Genomic DNA, 21,330 nt, shown 5'->3' on the forward strand with positions numbered 1-21,330 from the left:
CTCGTTTTAAGCCACCACCGGTGAAATTAACTTTTTATGGTGACTCTACTGTTATTCCCGGTACCCCACTGCCCTACGGGCTAGGAACCGACTGGGAAGGAGACGGAGAAACCGGCGGAGGGGCACTTGCACTCTGCGAGGCACTTGGAACCGTAAGCGGGTTACCTACGGTTTCTGGAGGGGGAGCTGAGGGTACTTCCGCAGTTTTATAGGGCGTATTTTTTTCGCTCGGTTTCACCTGATACCGACTATTTTCGGAGGAAAATAAGGGTTCCGGCGGCAAATCTTTTACCGCCTTCCTCATATAGGCCAACCATAACTTTGCTGGCCAAGTACCACCGGTTACTTCCCTCACCCCACCGAAGGGGGTAATCGATTCTTCTGCGCCATTTTTCCCCACCTGATACATGGACACTGCGGTGACCATCTGCGGTACATAACCTACGAACTGGGCGGAGCGGTTATCGTTTGAAGATCCAGTCTTTGCTGCTACGGGCCTGCCTAGCTTTCCAGCAGTATCACCGGTCCCCCCACTTTCGGTTACCGCCGCGAGGGCTTTGGTTAACTCTGAAATATTTTCTTCCTCGAACTGCCTAGTACCAGCAGTATCAGCTTCGTAAAGAATATTTCCTGATGAATCGGTAATTTTAGAAATAATATGCGCTGTCCGGCGTACCCCACCGGTAGCGAAAGTGGTATAGGCTTCTGCAATCTCTAGATTATGGGGAGAACTTGTTCCCAATACCCCCACAATCGAGTTTTTATCCAAACCCACAGTGTCCTTGGAATACCCCGCAGCAATTGCCACCTGCCGAGTAGTATCCATCCCGATCTCACTGTTAAGCCTGACATAGGCAGTGTTGATTGAAAACTTGGTAGCTCTCAAAAGATTAACTTGACCGTAGGAGGCGCCTCCGTAGTTACCTACCCAGGCATCTCCTACTTTCATCGGTCCGGAACCATTGATACGGTCAGATAATTTGTGTCCATGTTCTAACGCAGCTAACAGCGCAAATGGTTTAAAAGTTGAACCGGCTTGAGCTATATCCTGAGTTGCCGCATTCCGCTGAATCTTTTGATAATCTGGTCCCCCATATTCGGCTATCACCGCCCCAGTAGCAGTATCTATAGAAGTTGCGGCTACTCTTAATCCTTCGGGTTTTTCTTCCGGTAGGGTATTTACTGCTTCCTCCAACATTTTCTGTTTCTCAGGATTAATGGTGGTATAAATCTTGATCCCGGCCCGATCAATCTCATCCTCGGTATAGCCAATTTGCTTTACCAATTCCTGTCTCACATGCTGCAAAAGATAGCCAGTAGTTCCCTTAAAATAGGTACCTTCCTGTTTCTTTTCCTGCACTTGCGGGAAAACTGCGGCGTCCTTGTCGCTCTTACTAATCATCTTGTCGGTAGCCATGAGGTTTATTACCCGCTGCCAGCGTTGCTGGGCTTTTTCCGGACTAACTAGCGGATCCCAAGCATTAGGTGCGGGAATAATCCCTGCCAACAGCGCAGATTCTGAAAGATTCAGGTCTTTAGCGCTTTTACCGAAATAGGCATTAGCTGCCGCTTCAATCCCGTAGGCTCCCCTACCGAAATAGATGGTATTTAGATAGTCGTTAAGAATTTTTTCCTTCGGTACCTGCCGATTTATCTTCAACGCTAAAATGGTCTCTTTAAATTTTCCGGTATAACCCGTATTTTTCCCGGTGTAGTAGTTTTCTACATACTGTTGGGTAAGAGTTGAAGCGCCCTGAGTGGGACGCCCGCGAACGTTATTCCACAGGGCACGGGCAATACCTTTAACATCAATCCCGCTGTTTTCATAAAAAGTGCGGTCTTCGCTGGCTACTACCGCGTCACGAATATAAGAATTTTTAAAAGATTTAGTATCTACGATGGTACGGTTGCGTTCTGCAAACTTTCCCATCATCTTATGGTTATCACCCCAATAAACCGTGGTTACTTGGGCATTAGCGAACTTTTGGGCTTCGGGTACTTCCAGGCGATAGTAGGCAACCAAGAAGGTTATACATCCGGCAATAATTGCCACCAAAGCCAGACCAGTTACTAATCCCAGGACTCTTTTTACCCAAACTCCAATTCTACGAGTGCGCTGGGAAGAATTACTTGCGTTGCTGCTTCGTTTAATAGCTTTTTTAGTTGCAGTTTTCTTGGACTTCTTTGGTCCTACGTTTTTCTTAGCTTTAGGGGAGTTATTTTTATTTCTGCTTCCCGCGGGTTTATTAGGGGAAGGTAAATTTTTGGAGGACATAGAACGGGGCAGACCGGCGCGTTGAGGTGCTTTTCCTCCGCTACCCGGGGATTTTCCGGCCGGGTTAGTACGGCTATGGTAGCGATCCGGATTTATTGGAGCGAACATGCGTTGGTCACTTGCCTGTGCCCGTGCTTGTAGCTGTTCTTTTTCATGCTTGCGGCGTTGAGCACGAGAAGGAAAGTCAGATCCTGCTGTTTCGGCGCCACGCGATGAATGCTTTTCGGTCATAACTACAGGTTAGCTTAGGAGGACGATCCGGCCAGGTAGATTTCTAAGGTAATAATAAATTTTTCCGGTTACTCCCCTGCAGGTAATGGTGATGATTTTTTATAAATTTATTTTTCTATTGTTAGCTGTCATCACTACCTAGAATTTTTGGGATTATTAATTAAATACGCTTGTCAGACGGGTTTTTGCGCTGTGAATTGGTAGTTATAATCTTGGGGAACTTTTGGGGATAGTCTGAACTCAGAAGAAATATGTACCTATTTATAAACAGTTTTACGGCATGAATCCCCAGATATGCACAGGTTTATGCACAGATGTGGAGAAACCTAGGTTAACCTGTAGTCATGAGAACTACACTTTTGTAGTTTTGCTGGTCCAAAGATTTGAAAATTAAGGTAAAGAATAGGTCAAATAATCCTTTAACTTATCGTTAAGTTAAGCTATTTTATTAGCTAAATCACTTTGCGTGGCGAGCCGCCTGTCGGATTTGGTTAGTTAGTTCGTTGACATGATCAAAAATCTGGGGTTTAGATTTCATCAATTGGGTGATTTTCTTATTAGCATGCATGACCGTAGTGTGGTCTCTGCCGCCGAATTCTTTCCCAATTTGGGGCAAAGATAGTTCCGTGAGTTCTCGGCATAAATACATAGCAATCTGGCGCGCTTCGGTAAGGGAACGCGAACGCGAAGGTGAGCACAGATCATTAACGGTGGTTTCGAAATATCCTGCCGTTTGCGCCTTAATTAAAGCCGGGGTGATTTCTTGATCGTTGGGATCGGAAACAATATCTTTAAGCACCATCTCCGCTAATTGCAAGGTCAAGGGTTGTTTTGTGAGGGAAGCAAAAGCGGTAACTCGCAGAAGGGCGCCCTCAAGTTCGCGGATATTGATAGTAAAACGCGAAGCGATATAGGACAACACTTCTGGGGGTGCCCCCACTTTTTCCTGACGGATTTTATTTCGTAAAATCGCGATTCGGGTTTCCAGGTCGGGAGGTTGAACGTCAGTGAGTAGGCCCCACTCAAAACGAGAACGCAGCCGCTCTTCAAAGCCCTCCAGCTTTTTGGGAGGAACATCGGAAGTGATAACCACCTGCTTGTTGTCGTTATGTAAAGAGTTGAAGGTGTGGAAAAATTCCTCAATAGTTTGCTCTTTGCCCTGCAGGAACTGGATATCGTCAATCATTAATACATCAATGTTGCGATAGCGCCGCTGAAAATCGTGGGCATTACCTTCCGATACCGAGTTAATGAAGTCGTTAGTGAACTCTTCAGAATTGACGTAACGCACTTTAATATGCGGATAAAGGTTCAGCGCATAGTTTCCGATGGCATGGAGTAGATGAGTTTTACCCAAACCTGATCCCCCATAAACAAAGAGGGGGTTATAGGATTTGGCCGGAGCCTCCGCCACTGCGATCGCGGCAGCATGTGCAAAACGATTGGAAGAGCCGATTACAAAGGATTCGAAAGTATATTTGGAGTTTAAGCGGCTGTCGAAAGGTTTTTTTCCCTGGGGAGCGGAATTGTTGTGGGTCACGGTACTTGGGATGTTCGTAGGAGGTGGGGCAACCACTTGGTGTTCGGAGGGATTTATTGTTTGTCCCTTATTCAAAGAAGGATCAACCGAAACCGCCAAAATAACATCCTGAGAAGTAGTTTTCGAGAGGGATTCTCGTAAAAAGGGCGCTAAGCGAGTTTCAATAATTGATTTTGAATAGTTAGTAGGAGTCGCGATTACGATGGTGTTTTCATAGGTAGTTAGAGGTTTTGACATTCTTACGAAAGCCAGATCCGCTTGACCTACCTGTGGGTTTTGTTTTAACTGTCGGATCGCGTCTTGCCAGGCTGACTGCAGCGAACTTGACATCGATTTCTCCAAATTTCTAAACATCAATGTGATAGGTCACCCCAACGATGGGGATATCAACGATTCTAGAGTAAAAACAGGTTATCCCCAATCTGGGGAAAAGACTGTGGATAACTTACGTGGTTGTAGTTTAAGATTTAAATCCGGGCTGGCATGCGAAAACCAAGAAAAATCACCGTATTTATAAAATCGAAAATTAACATCTTACAAGCTTGTAGTTTTTTAAAGTTCCACAGCCTGGAATCTAGTGAGTAAAAAATAGTGTTCATAACCACTTAATAACTATTTGACCTGGCTAAGCGCTATGCGTAGGCTTGCAGGTGTTGTCTAAACTAGGCTAAATAAAACTAAGATGCCGGAGCTTATCCGGTAAGTGCATAACATTCAGGAGAACTACAGTGACAAAGCGGACTTTTCAGCCGAATAACCGTCGCCGAGCCAAGAAGCATGGATTCCGGGCGAGGATGCGTACTCGCGCCGGCCGCGCCATTATTGCTAATCGTCGGAATAAAGGGCGCAAGGAACTTTCGGCTTAGAAGATGTTGCCCCAGGCCAATCGCCTGAAAAAATCAGCCGATTTTTCCCTAGTTTTTCGGCGTGGGAATAGCGCTGGAAACCAACTAATGGTGGTGCACCACCTACCCGACCAGTTAGGCACTGCGGCGCCGCTGGTCGGTTTCGTTGTACCCAAAAGAAACTTGCCTCGGGCGGTAGATCGTAATCGGATAAAGCGGCAGTTGCGATCTCTGAGTGCGGGCAGGCTTGCGGACTTTGGTAGGGGTAGTCTCACGGTGGTTCGCGCCCTCGGGAAAGCAAAAAATGCTTCCTACCTGCAGTTAGGCTTAGCTCTTGATCAAGCTTTGGCCAGGGCACAGCTAAAGGGGAAAAAGTGAGCGAAAATCTGGGGCAGGCGGGATTACTATTTTTGGTTCGCTTTTATCGGCGTCATATCTCTCCCCTATTTCCTGCCCGCTGCAAGTATTACCCCACTTGCAGTACCTACGCGCTGGAGGCACTGCAAGTTCATGGTGCCTTGAAAGGGAGCCTACTTTCCGCTTGGAGGTTGGTGCGCTGTAATCCCCTTTCCAATGGTGGGGTGGATTATCCGCCAATAAAAGGCCAATGGAAACGCGCTCCCTATCACCAGATGACTTTAAGCGAACTCCAAGCACATTGGGCAAAGATAGATAAAGCCACCATGCCCACAAGGGGACAATAAGTAAAGGAGCATATTTATGATGCTAAGTGCGCAGCTGCTAGCAGCAGCTAATCAGCCCACTTCAGGCGGTTGGTATGACACGGTTTTATACCCTTTCAAATGGGTGACTGCTTGGGTACTGGTAGGTATTCACAAGGGACTTACCTCCCTGGGTTTGCCGGAAGGACCTGGTGCTACCTGGGTGTTATCTATCGTAGTGCTGACGATTTTTGTGCGACTGTTAATTATTCCCCTGTTCATTAAGCAGATTAAGTCCACCCGGGGCATGAGTGCGATTCAACCCCAGATCAAGGCGATTCAAGAAAAATACAAGGGTCGCAACGACCAGGTTTCTAAGCAACAGATGAGCCAAGAAACCATGACCTTGTATAAAGAGTACGGGGTCAACCCCATGGCTTCCTGTTTCCCCTTGCTGATTCAATTGCCGATTTTGGCAGCCTTGTATCGGGTACTTTGGCAAATGCCGTTGATTGCTAAGCATCCGGGGGCACATATTGGAGGCTTCGATTCCACCCTGGCTGCGGAAATGGATAAATCCACGGTATTTGGCGTATACCTGTCGGATACTTTTACTAACACGGCCTCTAACCCCACCGCGACTAAAACTCTAATTATTATTTCCGTATTGCTGTATGGCGGATTGATGTTCTTCCAGCAGTTCCTCAATATGCGTCGCAATATGGATTCTTCTAATCAGCAGCAAATGCGGATGATGAAGATGATGGTCTACGTGATGCCCCTGATGACCGCTTGGTTCGGTTTCATTGTGCAGATCGGGGTGCTGGTTTACCTGGTAGTAACTATGGTGGTCAGCTTTATTCAGCAGCTGTTTGTCATGCATTATTTACCTACTCCCGGCTCTCCCGCCCATGAAAAACAAATGCAGCGTCATCAGGAGAAATACGAAAAATTTAAAGAGGAAACGCTGGCGGAATATAACCAGAAGCTTTCTTCACTGGGGCTCAGCGGTGAGGACGTGGCTAAGGGATTAAGGCTGGAGGTAAAAGCTAATCGCCAGGGTAAAGAGGATCCCTTCTCGGGGGTGGAAAATGGTGAGCAGCTTCGCGAAGGCGTCGCCCTCCATAAAGAAACTCAAGACCGCCTGCATAAGAAGGCTCAAGACCTAGAGCTAGAAGAAAAACCGAAGAAAGCGGTAAAGCAGTCCCGGATGATGGCAGCGCTGCAAAAGAAGGCCGAAGAACAGCAGACCGGGATGAAGACAAGTACTCATAATGCCCAGGCACAACCGAAGCGACTCACTAGGGCGCAGCGTGATGCCCAGGCGAAACGGCGTCGCCAAGCTGGCGGGTTAAGTGAGCAGGAAAAGGCGAAACGCCGGCAGGCACGGCGCAAGAATAATGCCGGTAAAAATCGGCGTAAGAACCGATAGGATCATTGCAGATAGCTAAGAGAGGATTAGATGCCATGAGTGAAGAAGCATCACCGGAGCGGGTTGCCGCCTTGGAAGAAGAGGGCGATATTGCCGCCGATTATTTAGAAGAGCTACTTGATATTGCGGATCTAGGTGGAGATCTTGAGATCGATGTAGAACACGATCGTGCCAGTGTCGATATTGTTTCTGATGCGCAAGATCTAAATGACTTGCAACGGTTGGTAGGAAAAGAAGGCGAAGTTTTAGAGTCTTTACAGGACTTAACCCGCCTGGCTGTTTCGCAAAAAACGGGGGAACATTCGCGGTTAATGCTGGATATTGCCGGTTACCGTGAGGAACGTAAACAAGAGTTGCGCTCGATTGCGGAGGAAGCCATTACCAAGGCTAAAACCACGGGTGAGCCGGTTCGTCTAGAGCCGATGAATCCTTTCGAGCGTAAAGTTTGCCATGATGTGGCCGCTGAAGAAGGCGTTTATTCTGGTTCCCAGGGTCAGGCACCTAACCGCGCAGTAGTTATTTATCCGGATGCGGCTGGCCCCGAAGAAGCAGAAGAAGAGTAAGGGTAAAGCTGGTAGACTCCCCGCTACCACTACCCTTTTACTTAGCAGAGTTTAGCCATGGCAGAACTAAATTTTGAGGTTGTGCAACCAGGCCCAGAGGTTAAGAAGTTTTTTGGTTCATCTTTTGAGCTGATGCAACGCTATGCCGATATGCTGGCAGATCAGGGTGAACTGCGGGGACTTATTGGTCCGCGCGAATTACCTCGGATTTGGCCGCGCCATTTGTTAAATTGCGCGGCCGCAGAAAAATTCTTACCTTTGGGACGCAATGTCACTATTGCCGATGTAGGTTCCGGAGCCGGCTTACCGGGAATTGTCTTGGCTATAATGCGACCTGATCTTCAATTTTTTTTGATAGAGCCTTTAGCTCGACGGGTAGTTTGGCTAGAGGAAGTAAAGCAAGAGTTGGGATTGGCAAATGTGGAAGTCATGCGTTCCCGGAGTCAAGACTTACCGGCGGGACAACAGTTTTCGGCGGTTACCTCTCGCGCAGTAGCGAATCTAAAGAAGCTGGTACGCATCTCTGGCAAACTAGTGGCTCCCGGCGGGCGGATGCTGGCGATTAAAGGTGAGCGCGCTCCCTTGGAGTTGGCCGCTGCGCAAGCGGAGTTGCGGGCAGCTAAACTTGATTTGGCACATATAGAGGAAGTGCCATCCCTCATGGATGATTCGATTACCCGGATCATTATGGCAACTAAACGTCCCTAGTGGGCAGCAGTTTTGCAAATTTTGGAGGCGTAATGAGTAAGCATCGTTTGGCTGATGCCGAAATGGTGGAGCAGGCAGATTCGGACGAAGGACTTCTCCTCGCGGAGCGTTCCCATTCCCAACTGGAGTTAGGGGAACTGCCGCGTCCGCAGCAAACGCGGGTAATTGCTGTCGCTAACCAAAAAGGTGGGGTGGGTAAAACTACTACGGTGGTTAACCTGGCGGCAGCTTTGGCTTTAGGGGGACTTAAAGTTCTGGTAATTGATGCTGATCAGCAAGGAAATGCCTCTTCTTCGCTAGGTTTTCGGCACTTAGCGGATGACCAACAATCTCTGTACGAGGTAATGACCCAGGGGGTGCCGCTGCGGGATGCTCTGATCCAAACCACTAAAATTCCGAATCTGTGGCTGGTGCCGGCCTCGATGAATATGGCGGGTATCGAATTAGAGCTGAGCGAACGCACCAATTTTCAACAGATCTTAGCGGAATCTGTAGGGCAACTTTTGAGTAGCGGAGAACAGTTTGATTATATCTTCATAGATTCTCCCCCGTCTTTAGGAATTATGACCGTTAACGCCCTAGTCGCAGCCAAAGAGGTTTTAGTTCCTTTGCAGGCAGAATATTTGGCGCTGGAAGGGCTAACCCAATTGACGAAAACTATCGATATGCTGGTTATTCGCCTTAATCCCACTCTTCATTTCACCGCCATATTGCCTACTATGGTTACCAGCAACACTTTGTTGAGTAAAGGGGTGTTAGAGGAAGTTCGGGCCTACTACGGCGAGATCGTAATGCAAACAATTATTCCTCGTAATGTTGCTTTAGCGGAGGCTCCTTCGCATGAGGAATCGATTTTGACTTACCAACCAGCCTCTAAAGGTGCAAAATGTTATTTAGATGCTGCATATGAGTTAGTTAGTCGTGAGGTGAAATCGTAATGGCGCGAAAGAGTCACTTAGGCAGAGGTCTTTCTGCACTGATTCCTACGGATCCGGTAGAGAACAAAACCGAAGAGGCGGCAGAAGATCCCGCCTCTCGTCCAGCGGACATATTTTTTGGGGGACATGGTCATTCGCCCAAGGGCGGCTCCGCCAAAGATCTTTTGGAACCCCGAAAAAATGTTTCACGTGAAACATTGCGGGGGTCACGCAATACGGGAGCAGGAGAAAATCAGAATATTTCTTCTGTCAAAAAGGCTGAGCGCCCGAAAAGTAAACGCGATAGAGAGAACGCGAATGTTTCACGTGAAACATCACTGCTACCGGTGCCAGGCGCGAAGTTGGAGCTTATAAAGGTTAGTAAAATACATCCTAATCGTTCTCAACCGCGACAAACTTTTGACGAGGATGAAATCGCAGAACTCGCCGCCTCTATAAAGGAAGTTGGGTTATTGCAACCAATCGTGGTTCGCACTGATCCTACCGATAAATCAGCCTATGAACTCATAATGGGCGAACGTAGGTTGCGGGCTTGTCAACTGGCCAAAGTAGAGCAGATTCCGGCGATTGTTCGTGAGACCACTGATAATAAAATGTTGCTGGACGCGCTAATTGAAAACCTGCATCGCGTGCAGCTCAACCCTTTAGAGGAAGCCGCTGCCTACCAGCAATTGATGGAAGATTTTGGCTGTACTCAACAGGAGCTATCAAAACGAGTTGCAAAGTCCCGGCCTGCTATTACTAACGCATTACGGCTGCTACGGTTGCCAGCGAGTGTACAACCCAAGGTTGCATCCGGGGTCCTCTCTGCCGGACATGCGCGAGCGCTGCTTGCAGTCAGTGATCCGCAGGATCAAGAATATTTAGCGGATCGAATTATTGCAGAAGGACTTTCGGTGCGTTCTACTGAAGAAATTGTAGCTTTGGGAAATGTTCGCGGTGCACCAGTGCGTACAAAAGGAAGCGGTAAACCTCGCCAGGTAAATCTTTCTCCTAGCCAAGCGGCCGCGCAGGAGCGCTGGACGCATATTCTCGATACTCGAGTATCAGTTAAGCCGGGAAAGAAAATCAGCAAACTTGTCATCGAATATGCTGATGAAGCTGACTTAGAACGCCTCACCCAGCTGCTAGAACAAGTTAAGCACTAGCATTGTAAATCCGATATAGCTGCCTGGGTAATAGAAAAAGCTGAGGTAACTGCGCTTTTAACCGCGCTGTCCCCGTTCAGCTGCCTGGTAGGTAACCGCCTCAATTAATTTTCCGAAACCCACATCAGCTTGCGCGGCTAGGGGCCACAAGGAAGTGTCTGTCATTCCTGGTACCACGTTGGCATCTATAAACCAGGGCTTACCGTCACCATCCAAAATGAGATCTATACGAGAAAAATCTTCTAGCTCTAAAACCCGATGACAATCTAGTGCTAAACTCCGAACCTTTTCATCTTCTTCCGGTTCTAGCGGCGCAGGTGCAAAAAATTCAGTGCGCCCGGTTAGATAGCGGGCATCAAAATCGTATCGGCCCACATCTGTGCGGATTTCTACCGGCGGAAGGGTCCGGGCAACTCCTGCTTCGACAATAATCGACACCGATATTTCCCGTCCCTTAATAAAGCGTTCGATCAATACTTCATCGTCGTAGGCGAAGGCATTTACCATGGCAGTACGTAGCGCACTCTCATCGCCCACGTAGGTAATTCCCATCGCGGATCCGCCTCGGGAAGGCTTAACCATTAGTGGGTATCCCAAACGTCTAGAAACTTCTCCGAGTAAAGTATCTGCACCTACCTGGCGGAATAAGATTTGGGGTAACGCTACTGAACGGGGGGTGGGTAACCCGTTTTTCTCCACCACCGATTTTGCTACCGGTTTTGACAGGGATATCCGGCAACCCTTAGGTCCGGTACCCACATAAGCCAAGCCGCTTAGCTCTAATAAATCCTGCAGAGATCCGTCCTCACCCTCACGCCCATGAATAATTGGCCACACTACGTCAGGAGCAAAATCGCGTAAAGCATGAAGTAAGTTCCGGTCCAGCTCCAAGCTTTCCAGCTGGTGACCACATTTACGTAACTGGGTCGCTACTCGATTTGCGGAGCGCAAAGAAACTTCCCGCTCATGTAGCTGACCTCCAGTGATAATAGCAATTTTTAGGCTTTCGTCTTTAGTCATTGCTTTCACCTTTCTGTTGGGAGGCGAATAACTTAACCAGTTCCATTTCCCGATGCACTACTTTGGCTAACCGTCGCACGCCCTCTCGAATCTCATCTGGAGTGGGATAACAAAAGGATAGCCGGATATTTTGACGTCCCTGGTCAGAGGCATAAAATGCCGTTCCTGGGGTATAGGCAACTAGTTCACTAACTGCGCGCGTCAGCATGTCTTTGGAATCTAATCCTTCCGGTAAAGTGAGCCAGGTATAGAAGCCCCCTTCGGGAACTGTCCAGGTACATTCGGGCAAGTAATCGTTTAAAGCGGTGAGCATGGCGTCGCGGCGACCGCGATACATTTGCCGGTAGGAATCTATTTGTCCGCGCCAATCATAGTCCCGCAGGTAAGCATGGATCGCCATTTGCCCAACCATAGACGGCGATAAAATTGCAGATTCGGAGGCCACCACCAGTTTGTCCCTGACTGCCGGGGGCGCATAGGCCCAACCAATCCGAAAGCCTGGCGCGAAAATCTTTGAAAACGATCCTAAGTAAACTACCAGGTCAGGAGCAAGTTCTACCAAGGGAATCATAGTTTGTCCCTCGAAACCTAGCAGGCCATAAGGATTATCTTCTAAAATCAACACTTGATATTTTCGGCAGAGCTCCACCAGTTCTTTCCGGCGGGAAATCGACATGCAAACGCCCGCGGGATTATGGAAATTGGGAATGGTGTACAGGTATTTAATTCGTTTTCCTTCCCCGCGTGCCTGCTTGACAGTGCGAAGGAACTCTTCGGGAATCAAACCTTCGTCGTCTATGGGAATATGGCGTACATCTGCTTGGTAGGCCTTGAATACTCCTAGCGCCCCAACATAGGAGGGTGACTCGGCTAGAATTACATCTCCTGGCTCAATAAAAAGCTGTGTGACCAGGTCTAATGCTTGTTGAGAACCGGTGGTTATCACCACGTTATCGGGGTTGGCGTTGATACCTTCTTCCGCCATGACTTCAGTGATGGATTCTCGCAGGGGTGCCCACCCCTGTCCCCCTCCGTATTGCATCGCCTGCTCGCCGTGTTCCAACACTAGTTGTTGGGCGCTATTGGCCAGTTTTGCCAGCGGAAGATCGTGAATATTAGGCATCCCTCCGGCGAGAGAAACCACCTCGGGACGAGAAACTACCGAGAATAAAGCCCGAATTTCAGATTCCCTCAGGTTATGAGCTCGCGCAGCGTAGGAATCCTGCCAAAGATCAAGATGGGTCCCTTGCTTATGCGCGCTCATTTACGTCTCCTTCGTTAGATTAATTGCCATTTTCGCACGAAGAATGAATGTGACCAAAGCCAAAGTCAAAAAAAGCAAAAAATTTAAGTAATACCAGTTCGAGCTAGCGGCTATTCTTGGGGGTTATCTTTTGCGGATTGCTTTTTTTGGCTACGCAAATACCAGGTCAAGGTGCCTACAAATGCCAAAACAAGCACTAGCAGCAAAGGTAAGAGCAGGTCGGGAAGAACTGCAGCGGCCCGAGTGATTGAAGTTTCTAAAGACACTTGTTGGGCGGGGGTAAGCAAAGAGTTAGCGTTGGTGCCCCCGGTGATTAATAGCAGTACTCCCACGATTACAAATACCAATCCCGATAACATCGAACCCCACGTGGTTTGCCTACCTAAGAACCGTAGGGGACGGGGATGGAAAAGGCGCTGTTGGCGGGCAGTGAGCGAACCCCAGATGAGGGAAAGTATGGCCACCGGGGTGAACATTCCCAGGGCATACCAGAACATCAAAAGTGCGCCTCGCAAGCTAGACCCCGTCAAAGTGGCAGCCGACAAGACTGCCCCGAGAATCGGACCAGTACACCCGGATCCGGCCAACCCATAGGAAATACCGAAAAGAAAAATCCCGATAACACTAGGACGAGTGGCTCCCCCTAAAGCGCGAGGAAGCGGGAGTTTGGGGAGCGGTAGGGCCAAGACTTGAGCGATACCTAAAACGGTGATTACTCCACCGACAATTAGGGTTACGAGGTGGGAGTGGGCAAGTAGCCAACCACCGAGTCCTCCGGCCGCGAACCCCAGAGGTACTAACGCCACCAGCAGCCCGCCAAGAAAAACTAAAATCCGCTGCAGCAGTCGCGAGCGATCCTCAAAAGCACAGGCAAAAAAAGCTGGCAGTAAAAAAGCGCCACAGGGAGCTAGAAAAGTAACCAGTCCCCCCAGGTAGGCGATCGTGAAGTTTATCGACATTAGCGATTACCAGCAGCTTTAGCTGCAATTTCAATGGTTTGGATAAAACTGTCTGCTGGTAGCGCCCCGGTAATCACATAATTGTTAATGAAAAACGCCGGGGTGCCGTTAAGACCTACGGCGCGGGAATGAGAGGTTTCATTCTCAATAGTTGCGGCGGTTTCGGGTGCCGCAAGATCTTGGTTAAAACGAGACAAGTCGCTAACGCCGCTAGCTTGGGCCACCTGGGTAACCAGTTGTTTATCCCAGGTAATATGACCGCTACCTTCGCTGGCAGCCAGCTTGGTAGCTGCCGCTAAATACTCCCAGAATTTTCCTTGTTTAGCTGCCGCGATTGATCCGGCAGCAGCCAGGTCAGAGTGATATTGCGGAGCGAAAATTGTTAGGTTGTTGAACTCTATTCGCAAAGTACCGTTATCGATATACCGCTTCAGCTGCGGAAAAACATTAGCTTCGTACTGATAACACATGGGACAGGAAAAGTCAGAGAACTGAATCATAGTTACCGGAGCTTTCGGGTCTCCGATTGCCCGGGGATCGGACTTAGCGTTGCGATAAAAAGACCTAATTACCTTTTTGCCCTGTTCATCGTTAACTAAATTCACCCCTTCGGGCAGCTGGTCACTTTGGGTAGCACCGTTACCCGGGGTCTGAGCGTTTTGAGAGGATACCGCGGTGTCAGCGGGATTGGCAGTGCTGCTTTTATCGGAACCAAGGTAGTAGGCGATGAAAAAAACCAACACCAGTACGGAGATTGCTAGCAATACTAGAACCACTATGGCAGCTGGTTTCTTCTTTATCGGTGCCGGGGGGGCGGAGTCACTCATATCCTTATTTCCTCTCTTTGCTTCTACCCTAAAGGAGATTAGCTTACTGGGGATAGTTAGAGCACGTCACGCCGTTGCAAATAACGCATTGCTAACCAACCGATGGGGGCACGCATCCAAAACGTGAGTAGGCGGTACAGTAATGCCCCAGATAGCGCGATGGCGCCTGGTACCCCGGCCACCTGCAAACCGGCAGTCAGCGCGGCCTCCACCGGACCGAGCCCGCCGGGACTGGGGATTAACGAACCTAAAGTGTTGGACACTAAGAAAGTAACGGTGATGGTGGCTACCGGTAAATGGTAGCCAAAGGCGGCAATCGCGCAATAAAAAGCTGCTACTTGCAGGCCAGTTTGCATTAAGCATCCCAAGGTGGTCAGCATCATTCTGCGGGGGCTGGAAGTGATCCAGATTAGACGTGGCCAAACCTGCTGGAAAGTTGGTTGAATTTTTCCCCAAATCCAGTTACGCACTTTGGGGAGCGCAAACGCGGCTACCAGCAGCGCCACTATCAACAAGACGGTCGCTAATACCGTCGATGAGGGCAGACGCACGTTCATGGAGGTGCCGGTAAACATGACCATGACTGCTAGTAGCACCACCGTGATTACAAATTGGAAGAGCTGCATTAGGGAAACGGTAGCGAGGGCGAGCGCTCCGGTCATATTCTTCTTGGTTAGGTACCGCAGGTTAAGGGCTCCTACTCCTACCCCCGCGGGCACTACCAGAGAGGTAACGGAGCCTGCCAGCTGCAAGATAAATAGCTCGCCATAGCCTAGACGGTTGGGGGTTACAGCTTGTAGGGAGAGTGCTTGACCGCTACTCATAACAATTGCAAAGAAAACTCCGGCGAGAATCCACCAAAGGTTGGCTGCTGAAATCGTGGCATAAATTTCTTTAAAGTTTAAAGATCCTAAGACAATCAGTACCGCTGAAAGTCCCAGGGCGGTGAACACCAAGGAGGACAGGGAGAAGCGGCGTAGTTGAGCGCGGGGAACCGCGGCGGGATCCGCCTGGTCGCGAGATAGCAGTTCTTGGCGCAACTTGGCTAGAAGCGCGGTCTTCCGTATTTTTTGTCTGGTTGAAGAGGGCAGAGCCAAAGTTTGCAGCACCGGAACCATTGCTTCGATCTGGGAAGCTGGAATCACTGCGCGCATTGCCGCCACTGCCCGGTTTTTCCCGAAATAAGAACTGGTTAAAACTAGCAACTGTACCTGGTCAATTAGAATCGACATTTTAGAGGCGGCGACTTCCCCGTCGGACCAGTTAAGAAAATATAGAGATCCATCTGCGCCTAAACATAAGTTTTCGGCATTAATATTTCGGTGAGCAAGCCCGCCTTGATGGGCTTTTAACAGTTGTGACCAGGCAGAGCGCAACTGTTCATCGGAAATATCGGAGGGAGTCAGACCGGCCAGAGGGCGCAGAGAAATATCGTCCTCGAAAATATTGAGCATCGTGCTTCCGCTGTGAGTTAGACCGTGGTAGGGGCGAGTTTTGAGTTGCGCCCGGGTGGTCATGGCTCCCATTAACGCGGTATATTCTCCGTTTTGCCTTACGGTAGCGGCGGTTGACTTGGAAAAAGAACGCAGCCGCAGATTAGTCCAGATTCCGGTGATCCAGGTGGAAAGGCGGGAATCTCCATCGGTGGCGATCATGCGGTAACGGCGGTTACCTTGGGAGATTACGCTATAAACTCTTATCCCCGACCTTTCAGTTTCTTTGAAGGTTTTTAGGTCACTGCCGACAAAAGTAGCTAGTTCCAGAACCGGATCTGCTGCTAGCTTTTGCCGTTTCATTTCTCCGACTGGCGTTAGGGAACCAGTTTCGGTAGTGAAGCTAACCTCCTCGACGCTAAGCAGATCACCTTCGGTGGGCGGATCGAGCCGCAAAATCATCCGGGGGGTTATCCCCACTTGGATCAAGGCGCGGATCAAAGCACGACCGGTAGGACGGTGATTGCGTACTCCCCATAGGTATCGGCCCAGGCAACCGGTTAGGGTGCCTAAAAACACGGTAATTAGCGCCGAAGGTAAAGTCATCCGACCTTGCAGAACCGCCAACACTAAAATAGCCCAAGTGATGGCCCAGAGTACCCGCACTAACTGGTCTCGCCGGCGTTCGCCTGCCATAGTCATCATGGCCACTACCGCAGTAAAGGGAATTGAAATAGCCACTATCGATCCCTCCACTGACCATACTTTCAAAGCACTTGAAAATACGTAGGGAAGGGCAGATATCAAGGCTGATGCCCCTAAGGCCACAATCCCTCCGATTAGGGCAGTAAATGCAGCCTGAAAGGTTCGTATCCATTGGCGGCGCAGCGCCAACATGGATAAAAGAGCGATGGGGGCAAGCAAAATAAATAGGTTTTGCAACATCGACAGCGGCAGTAGCAGGATTTGAGCCAGCGTGGTGTTTACGAATACTTTAGTCAGATCTTGGGCGACTGCCTGGGTAGTGGCATGGGCGTAGATAGCCATTAGCACTACCAGAACAATGGCTGCTAGGTAGAGGCCGGCACGAGCCAAATCATCGATTCGTCGTAAGCGGGTATTTTTAGCGTCAACAATTTCGGTGAGATGCTGATTTAGCTGCCCCTTAGCTATATCTCCCGAAATGCTCATGTTTTGATTCTATGCGTTATTAGGGTGCATACCTAGATGTGAGCTTACGCCCAGCTTTGCACGCTTCTTGTTCGTCTCCCAGCTCCCTCCTTTAGGATTAGAGAAGATCATGATCTGTTTTCAGGAGGGCGAATGTTAGCGTCTGTATTAGCCGGGGGAGCATTAGATTACCTTACCGACCCTAATCTTTTGCTCAACACCTTATTGACGGAACTTGGCGGTTGGATGGTAGCGGCCGTCGCCCTAATTGTGTTTATCGAATCCGGAGTGCTATTCCCGGTACTTCCGGGTGACTCCATGATTTTTGCTCTCGGGATTTTACATAACCGGATACCGGGAGTACCCGAATGGCTTACTTTTCTCGTCCTCTTTTTGGCTGCGATCTGTGGAAACCTAGTTGGGTATTGGTTAGGACGCAAATTTGGGCGGCGCTTATTCAAAGATGATGCCCGCTATTTATCAACTGAAAATATGCACAAATCCGAGGATTTTTTTCGCCGGTACGGCGGAGTGGCGTTGGTGCTGGCGCGCTTTGTCCCGTTCGTGCGCACCTTCGTGCCGATTATTGCCGGGATTGGCAAGCAACACTACCGTACTTTCATAATCTGGAATATGGTGGGCGCGGCGCTCTGGATCGGAGTATTCATGCTGGCCGGAGTGCTGCTGGGGGATATTCCGGTGGTAGCCAACAATGTCGAGGTAATCGCGATTGCAATCGTGGCCATCTCGGTGGTGCCCATGGTGATTAGCTACTTTAAAGCGCGGGCCAGCAAGCGGGATGCCGCCAAGAAGGGTGCCTAAAGCGCTAGTTTTTGAGGGCGATTATTCGTCGCGCTCGATGCCTACTACTTCGTAACCGGCCTCTTTAACGGTGTCGCGGATAACCTGGTCAGAGATTTCGTAGTCGGTGAGGATAGTGACTTGGCTGGGTTCGTCGGTGCGCAGCAATACTGACACCCGCTTAACGGTATTTAAAGCCTCGAAAGCTGCAGTGATATGTTCTACGCACTTTTGGCAAGTCATCCCAGTGACTGCAATATCTATGGTGCGATCATTAGCTTTCTTATCGGACCGTTTTGTTGAAAAAAACCCCACAGTAGTCTCTCCTTATATTTTGATGCGTTCCTTCTGAAGTCTAATCTCTATCTTGCAGTTTGCAACGAGTTCCGCCATTTATGAAATTCAGCCATTTATGAAACCCACAAAATTCAAGACGGGGCAGGAGATTGAGGGAATCTCCTGCCCCGTACCTGACCGATCTAGAAACGGCTAAGGCCAGTTCCCAGTGGACTTAACCGTTCATCAGTGACCGGGTCAGGGCTATGGCGCCACCTGCGCCGATCAACCCAAGAACTGCAATCGCGGCGATGGTGCCCAGGCCACCCATGCGGTCAACCACACTGGGGTTAGCGTTGGCAGCTCTAGCCGCGGCGGGCGCAGACGGCGCCGCCTTGGGTTGTTCTACTCCCTGAACCTGACTGGCGGTCCCATTGCCAGTTGCTTCCTGCGCGTTACCGGACCCTTCCTGAGCCGGCTTCACGGAGTTGTTCGAGGTAGTAGAAGGATTATTGCTTGCGTTATTGGAGGGAGCAGTAGGTGCTTCCCGGTAACGTACCGGACCGGGAACAGTTACGGTACGAGTGTTTTCCCGATTCTGAATAACGGTGCGTACCGGAGCGGGTCGCGGCGCAGCCGGGGCAGCTGCCGAACGCTGATTAGTAGCAGCTTTAGGGGTTGCTGCCTTAGCAGGCGCGGAGTTCTGGGTAGCTGCGCGCGCGGCGGGCTTCTTAGAGGAAGCGTCAAGAGTGGGCGCCTGGCGTTCTACCGTGGGAGCGGTAGGAACCTCGGGGACATCCGGATGAGCCGGATGAGTGTCCGGATCAGTCGGGGTGGGAGGTGCCGGGCGGGAGTCCAGAACTTTCAAATCAGCAGCTTCCGGTGCCCGGAACTGATGCAAAGTTAACAATGGATTCGAGCTTTGCTCTACCGCCTGCGGGTTTACCAAAAACTTTTTGATCTCCAGATACTTGTCAAACTTATTGTTTTCCAGCACGGTACTGAAGTCATAGTCACAGCCAGTGTTGACCTTGAGGGCACCGTAGATCTCGTCTTCAAGCTGGACAAATACCCAGGGGTGGAGATTCTTTACGGAGCTCTTAAATTGATAGGTGCCCGCCAGTCCTAAGCCACTATTGCCTACGGAGCCAAATAATGTCCGATCATTCTCGTTAGCGGTGGCATCGAAGGTGTACATATACCCGCCACCGTTGCGATTTTTATAGCTATCGCGACTGGGGAAGGGGCTATTTTCAGAGTCGGAGACGGTCAGGAACCAATCTTTACCGGCAGGCAGTTTCTTGATGGTTACGTTTTCGTAGCCCAACTGACTTGAGTCGATGCACCCGGTTAAAAACTTGGGGGTATTCGCCACCGAGGTAGATACCGCGAGGTTACCGGCTGGGGACTCGTCTTGCAGGTTACCGGCTGCTGCGACCGCTAAGAGACCGGCGGGAATTAACGCCGTTGCACATACCCCAGATACCAGGGTCTTGGCGAAGTTCTTAAGTCTCATGATTTAATCCCTCATCTATTGCGGAGCCGTTATTGGGAACGCTCCATTTATTTGGTACCACTAATAATCTTACCGCATGGTCACTAAATTGCCAGCTGAAAAATATCTAATCTAGGTGATATATATCACATAAGACTTTAACCTTGGTAAATGCCCGAGGACGACTGGCAAAAATGCCGGAACATTTCGGGAAAAAGCGCTGTTTTCAATACTTACCGCCTGGTAAGTATTAGTTTTCTAACAGCTTTCCGGTAGCAAGTTCGGGGGCGTAACCAATATATGTTTGGGGGGTGAGAGCCGCTAGCCGTGCCTGCGCGTCCTCAGAAAGCCCTAATGAAAGTACAAACTCTCTCATCGCTGCCTCATCAACTTTACTATCGCGGGTGAGCTCTTTCAGCCGCTCATAGGGGTTATCCATCCCGGGAGTGCCCGCTAAGCCTTCTACCCGCATCACCTGCTGCACTGCCTCTCCCAGCACCTCCCAGTTCTGGTCGAGGTCGCACGCCATCACCTGATCGGCTACATCTAGTCCGCTAAGTCCGCCGGAAAGGTTGTAGAGGGCGAGCAGGGAGTGCCCAATCGCCACCCCGATATTGCGCTGAGTAGATGAATCTGTCAGGTCGCGCTGCAGTCGGGAAGTCACCAAGGTCTGCGCCAAAGTATCTAACAACGCACAAGAAATCTCCAGATTAGCCTCCGCGTTTTCAAAGCGGATGGGGTTGACCTTGTGCGGCATAGTGGAAGAACCAGTAGAGCCTTGCGCCGCCAGGTTTTGGTGGAAGTAGCCCATAGAGATGTAGCTCCAGCAGTCAGTAGCCAGGTTATGCATAATCCGGTTAGCCCGATCCAAGTCGCTATACAGCTCACTTTGCCAGTCGTGAGACTCGATCTGAGTGGTTAACGGATTCCACGTTAGGCCCAAATGCTCCACAAATGATTTCGCGAGCTGTGGCCAGTTAGCGCCGGGTACCGCGACTTTATGGGCCGCCCAAGTACCGGTAGCCCCATTGATCTTGCCTAAGTATTCGGTATTTTCAATGCGGTGGATCTGCCGGCTCAAGCGATAGGCAAACACCGCCATTTCTTTACCTAAAGTTACCGGGGTAGCGGGTTGGCCGTGAGTGTGCGCCAGCATCGGCACCTCAGCGGCCTGGACGGAAAGCTCGTTTAGCTGCTTAACCAGGCCTTTAGCTTTAGGTAGCCACACTTTTTGGATGGCGCCCTGGATACAGATCCCATAAGAAAGGTTGTTAATATCTTCGGAAGTGCAGAAAATATGAACCGCCGCCAAGTAGTGGGGCAGGGCAGTTTCCCCTAAAACATCTCCGGCACGGCGCAGGCGTTCTTGTAAGAAGTACTCCACTGCTTTCACGTCGTGTTTGGTTTCTGCTTCGATCTGTTTCAGCTCCGCCACTTCGGACTCGCCAAAGCTTTCAATCAGAGAGCGCAGATAGCCTTTCTCGTCCTCGCTAAAAGGCTCGACCCCTTTTAATACCCGATTTTCCGCCAGGAAAATCAGCCACTCTACCTCCACCAGGAGCCGGGCGCGGTTAATGGCCGGTTCGGACAGATAATTGGTCAGCCCCGCCACGTGGGAGCGGTAGCGGCCATCTAGGGGACCTAAAGCAATATCGGTTTGCGCGAAATCAAAACAGTTATCAAACAGGGTCTGCATAAGACCCATTATGACACGCTATCTAGAGACCAGTTATTGCCCTCCCG

General features: G+C 49.9%; 19 protein-coding genes. 9 read left to right on the top strand and 10 right to left on the bottom strand.

Annotation, left to right across the window (positions count from 1 at the left end):
* Positions 1 to 73: 73 nt before the first annotated feature.
* Positions 74 to 2,506 (bottom strand): transglycosylase domain-containing protein, encoded by a 2,433-nt coding sequence (locus AC1EKS_RS04275; protein ID WP_481009167.1) that lies wholly within the window; start codon positions 2,504 to 2,506, stop codon positions 74 to 76.
* Positions 2,507 to 2,963: 457 nt separating this feature from the next.
* Positions 2,964 to 4,376: a chromosomal replication initiator protein DnaA gene (gene dnaA / locus AC1EKS_RS04280; protein WP_481009168.1), complete on the bottom strand. Its 1,413-nt coding sequence runs from the start codon at positions 4,374 to 4,376 to the stop codon at positions 2,964 to 2,966.
* A 398-nt stretch (positions 4,377 to 4,774) separates the two neighbouring features.
* On the opposite strand from dnaA, the gene rpmH reads away from it, so the two are divergent.
* From rpmH to AC1EKS_RS04320, 8 genes are read left to right on the top strand one after another with little or no spacing between them, the layout of a single operon-like run.
* Positions 4,775 to 4,912: a 50S ribosomal protein L34 gene (gene rpmH, locus AC1EKS_RS04285; protein ID WP_083378387.1), complete on the top strand. Its 138-nt coding sequence runs from the start codon at positions 4,775 to 4,777 to the stop codon at positions 4,910 to 4,912.
* A 3-nt stretch (positions 4,913 to 4,915) separates the two neighbouring features.
* Positions 4,916 to 5,269: a ribonuclease P protein component gene (gene rnpA / locus AC1EKS_RS04290; RefSeq protein WP_481009169.1), complete on the top strand. Its 354-nt coding sequence runs from the start codon at positions 4,916 to 4,918 to the stop codon at positions 5,267 to 5,269.
* The gene (yidD, locus tag AC1EKS_RS04295; RefSeq protein WP_481009170.1) at positions 5,266 to 5,595 is read left to right on the top strand and encodes a membrane protein insertion efficiency factor YidD; all 330 of its coding nucleotides are present in this window, start codon (positions 5,266 to 5,268) and stop codon (positions 5,593 to 5,595) included. The genes rnpA and yidD overlap by 4 nt, the downstream gene beginning before the upstream one ends.
* Before the next feature lie 16 nt (positions 5,596 to 5,611).
* Positions 5,612 to 6,985: a membrane protein insertase YidC gene (gene yidC, locus AC1EKS_RS04300; protein WP_481009171.1), complete on the top strand. Its 1,374-nt coding sequence runs from the start codon at positions 5,612 to 5,614 to the stop codon at positions 6,983 to 6,985.
* Positions 6,986 to 7,020: 35 nt separating this feature from the next.
* The gene (locus AC1EKS_RS04305; protein ID WP_481009172.1) at positions 7,021 to 7,548 is read left to right on the top strand and encodes a Jag family protein; all 528 of its coding nucleotides are present in this window, start codon (positions 7,021 to 7,023) and stop codon (positions 7,546 to 7,548) included.
* Positions 7,549 to 7,605: 57 nt separating this feature from the next.
* On the top strand, positions 7,606 to 8,256 hold the full coding sequence (gene rsmG / locus AC1EKS_RS04310) for a 16S rRNA (guanine(527)-N(7))-methyltransferase RsmG (protein ID WP_481009173.1): 651 nt from the start codon (positions 7,606 to 7,608) through the stop codon (positions 8,254 to 8,256).
* Positions 8,257 to 8,288: 32 nt separating this feature from the next.
* Positions 8,289 to 9,194, top strand: a complete 906-nt coding sequence (locus tag AC1EKS_RS04315; RefSeq protein WP_481009174.1) for a ParA family protein — start codon at positions 8,289 to 8,291, stop codon at positions 9,192 to 9,194.
* A complete protein-coding gene (locus AC1EKS_RS04320) occupies positions 9,194 to 10,342 on the top strand; it encodes a ParB/RepB/Spo0J family partition protein (protein WP_481009175.1) in 1,149 nt (382 codons plus the stop codon). Before AC1EKS_RS04315 ends, AC1EKS_RS04320 begins: the two co-directional genes overlap by 1 nt.
* Positions 10,343 to 10,399: 57 nt before the next feature.
* Here AC1EKS_RS04320 and AC1EKS_RS04325 read toward each other — a convergent pair whose 3' ends face one another.
* The 5 genes from AC1EKS_RS04325 to AC1EKS_RS04345 form a co-directional block, all read right to left on the bottom strand.
* Positions 10,400 to 11,362, bottom strand: a complete 963-nt coding sequence (locus tag AC1EKS_RS04325; RefSeq protein WP_481009176.1) for a D-alanine--D-alanine ligase family protein — start codon at positions 11,360 to 11,362, stop codon at positions 10,400 to 10,402.
* Entirely contained in the window at positions 11,355 to 12,626 is a 1,272-nt protein-coding gene (locus AC1EKS_RS04330; RefSeq protein WP_481009177.1) for an aminotransferase-like domain-containing protein, read from the bottom strand. The genes AC1EKS_RS04325 and AC1EKS_RS04330 overlap by 8 nt, the downstream gene beginning before the upstream one ends.
* 110 nt (positions 12,627 to 12,736) lie before the next feature.
* A complete protein-coding gene (locus AC1EKS_RS04335) occupies positions 12,737 to 13,585 on the bottom strand; it encodes a cytochrome c biogenesis CcdA family protein (protein WP_481009178.1) in 849 nt (282 codons plus the stop codon).
* Positions 13,585 to 14,412 (bottom strand): DsbA family protein, encoded by an 828-nt coding sequence (locus tag AC1EKS_RS04340; RefSeq protein ID WP_481009179.1) that lies wholly within the window; start codon positions 14,410 to 14,412, stop codon positions 13,585 to 13,587. Before AC1EKS_RS04340 ends, AC1EKS_RS04335 begins: the two co-directional genes overlap by 1 nt.
* Before the next feature lie 56 nt (positions 14,413 to 14,468).
* The gene (locus tag AC1EKS_RS04345) at positions 14,469 to 17,036 is read right to left on the bottom strand and encodes a lysylphosphatidylglycerol synthase transmembrane domain-containing protein (RefSeq protein WP_481009180.1); all 2,568 of its coding nucleotides are present in this window, start codon (positions 17,034 to 17,036) and stop codon (positions 14,469 to 14,471) included.
* A gap of 132 nt (positions 17,037 to 17,168) precedes the next feature.
* Here AC1EKS_RS04345 and AC1EKS_RS04350 point away from each other — a divergent pair, with 132 nt between their 5' ends.
* Positions 17,169 to 17,837 (top strand): DedA family protein, encoded by a 669-nt coding sequence (locus AC1EKS_RS04350; protein ID WP_481009181.1) that lies wholly within the window; start codon positions 17,169 to 17,171, stop codon positions 17,835 to 17,837.
* Positions 17,838 to 17,858: 21 nt separating this feature from the next.
* Here AC1EKS_RS04350 and AC1EKS_RS04355 read toward each other — a convergent pair whose 3' ends face one another.
* From AC1EKS_RS04355 to purB, 3 genes are all read right to left on the bottom strand, one after another.
* Entirely contained in the window at positions 17,859 to 18,131 is a 273-nt protein-coding gene (locus AC1EKS_RS04355) for a heavy-metal-associated domain-containing protein (protein ID WP_481009182.1), read from the bottom strand.
* A 196-nt stretch (positions 18,132 to 18,327) separates the two neighbouring features.
* Positions 18,328 to 19,608, bottom strand: coding sequence for a hypothetical protein (locus tag AC1EKS_RS04360; protein ID WP_481009183.1), 1,281 nt, complete (start codon positions 19,606 to 19,608; stop codon positions 18,328 to 18,330).
* Between the two features lie 229 nt (positions 19,609 to 19,837).
* Positions 19,838 to 21,292: an adenylosuccinate lyase gene (gene purB, locus AC1EKS_RS04365; RefSeq protein ID WP_481009184.1), complete on the bottom strand. Its 1,455-nt coding sequence runs from the start codon at positions 21,290 to 21,292 to the stop codon at positions 19,838 to 19,840.
* Positions 21,293 to 21,330: the final 38 nt, after the last annotated feature.

The sequence above is a fragment of the Varibaculum sp. C0165D1 genome, assembly GCF_056590355.1.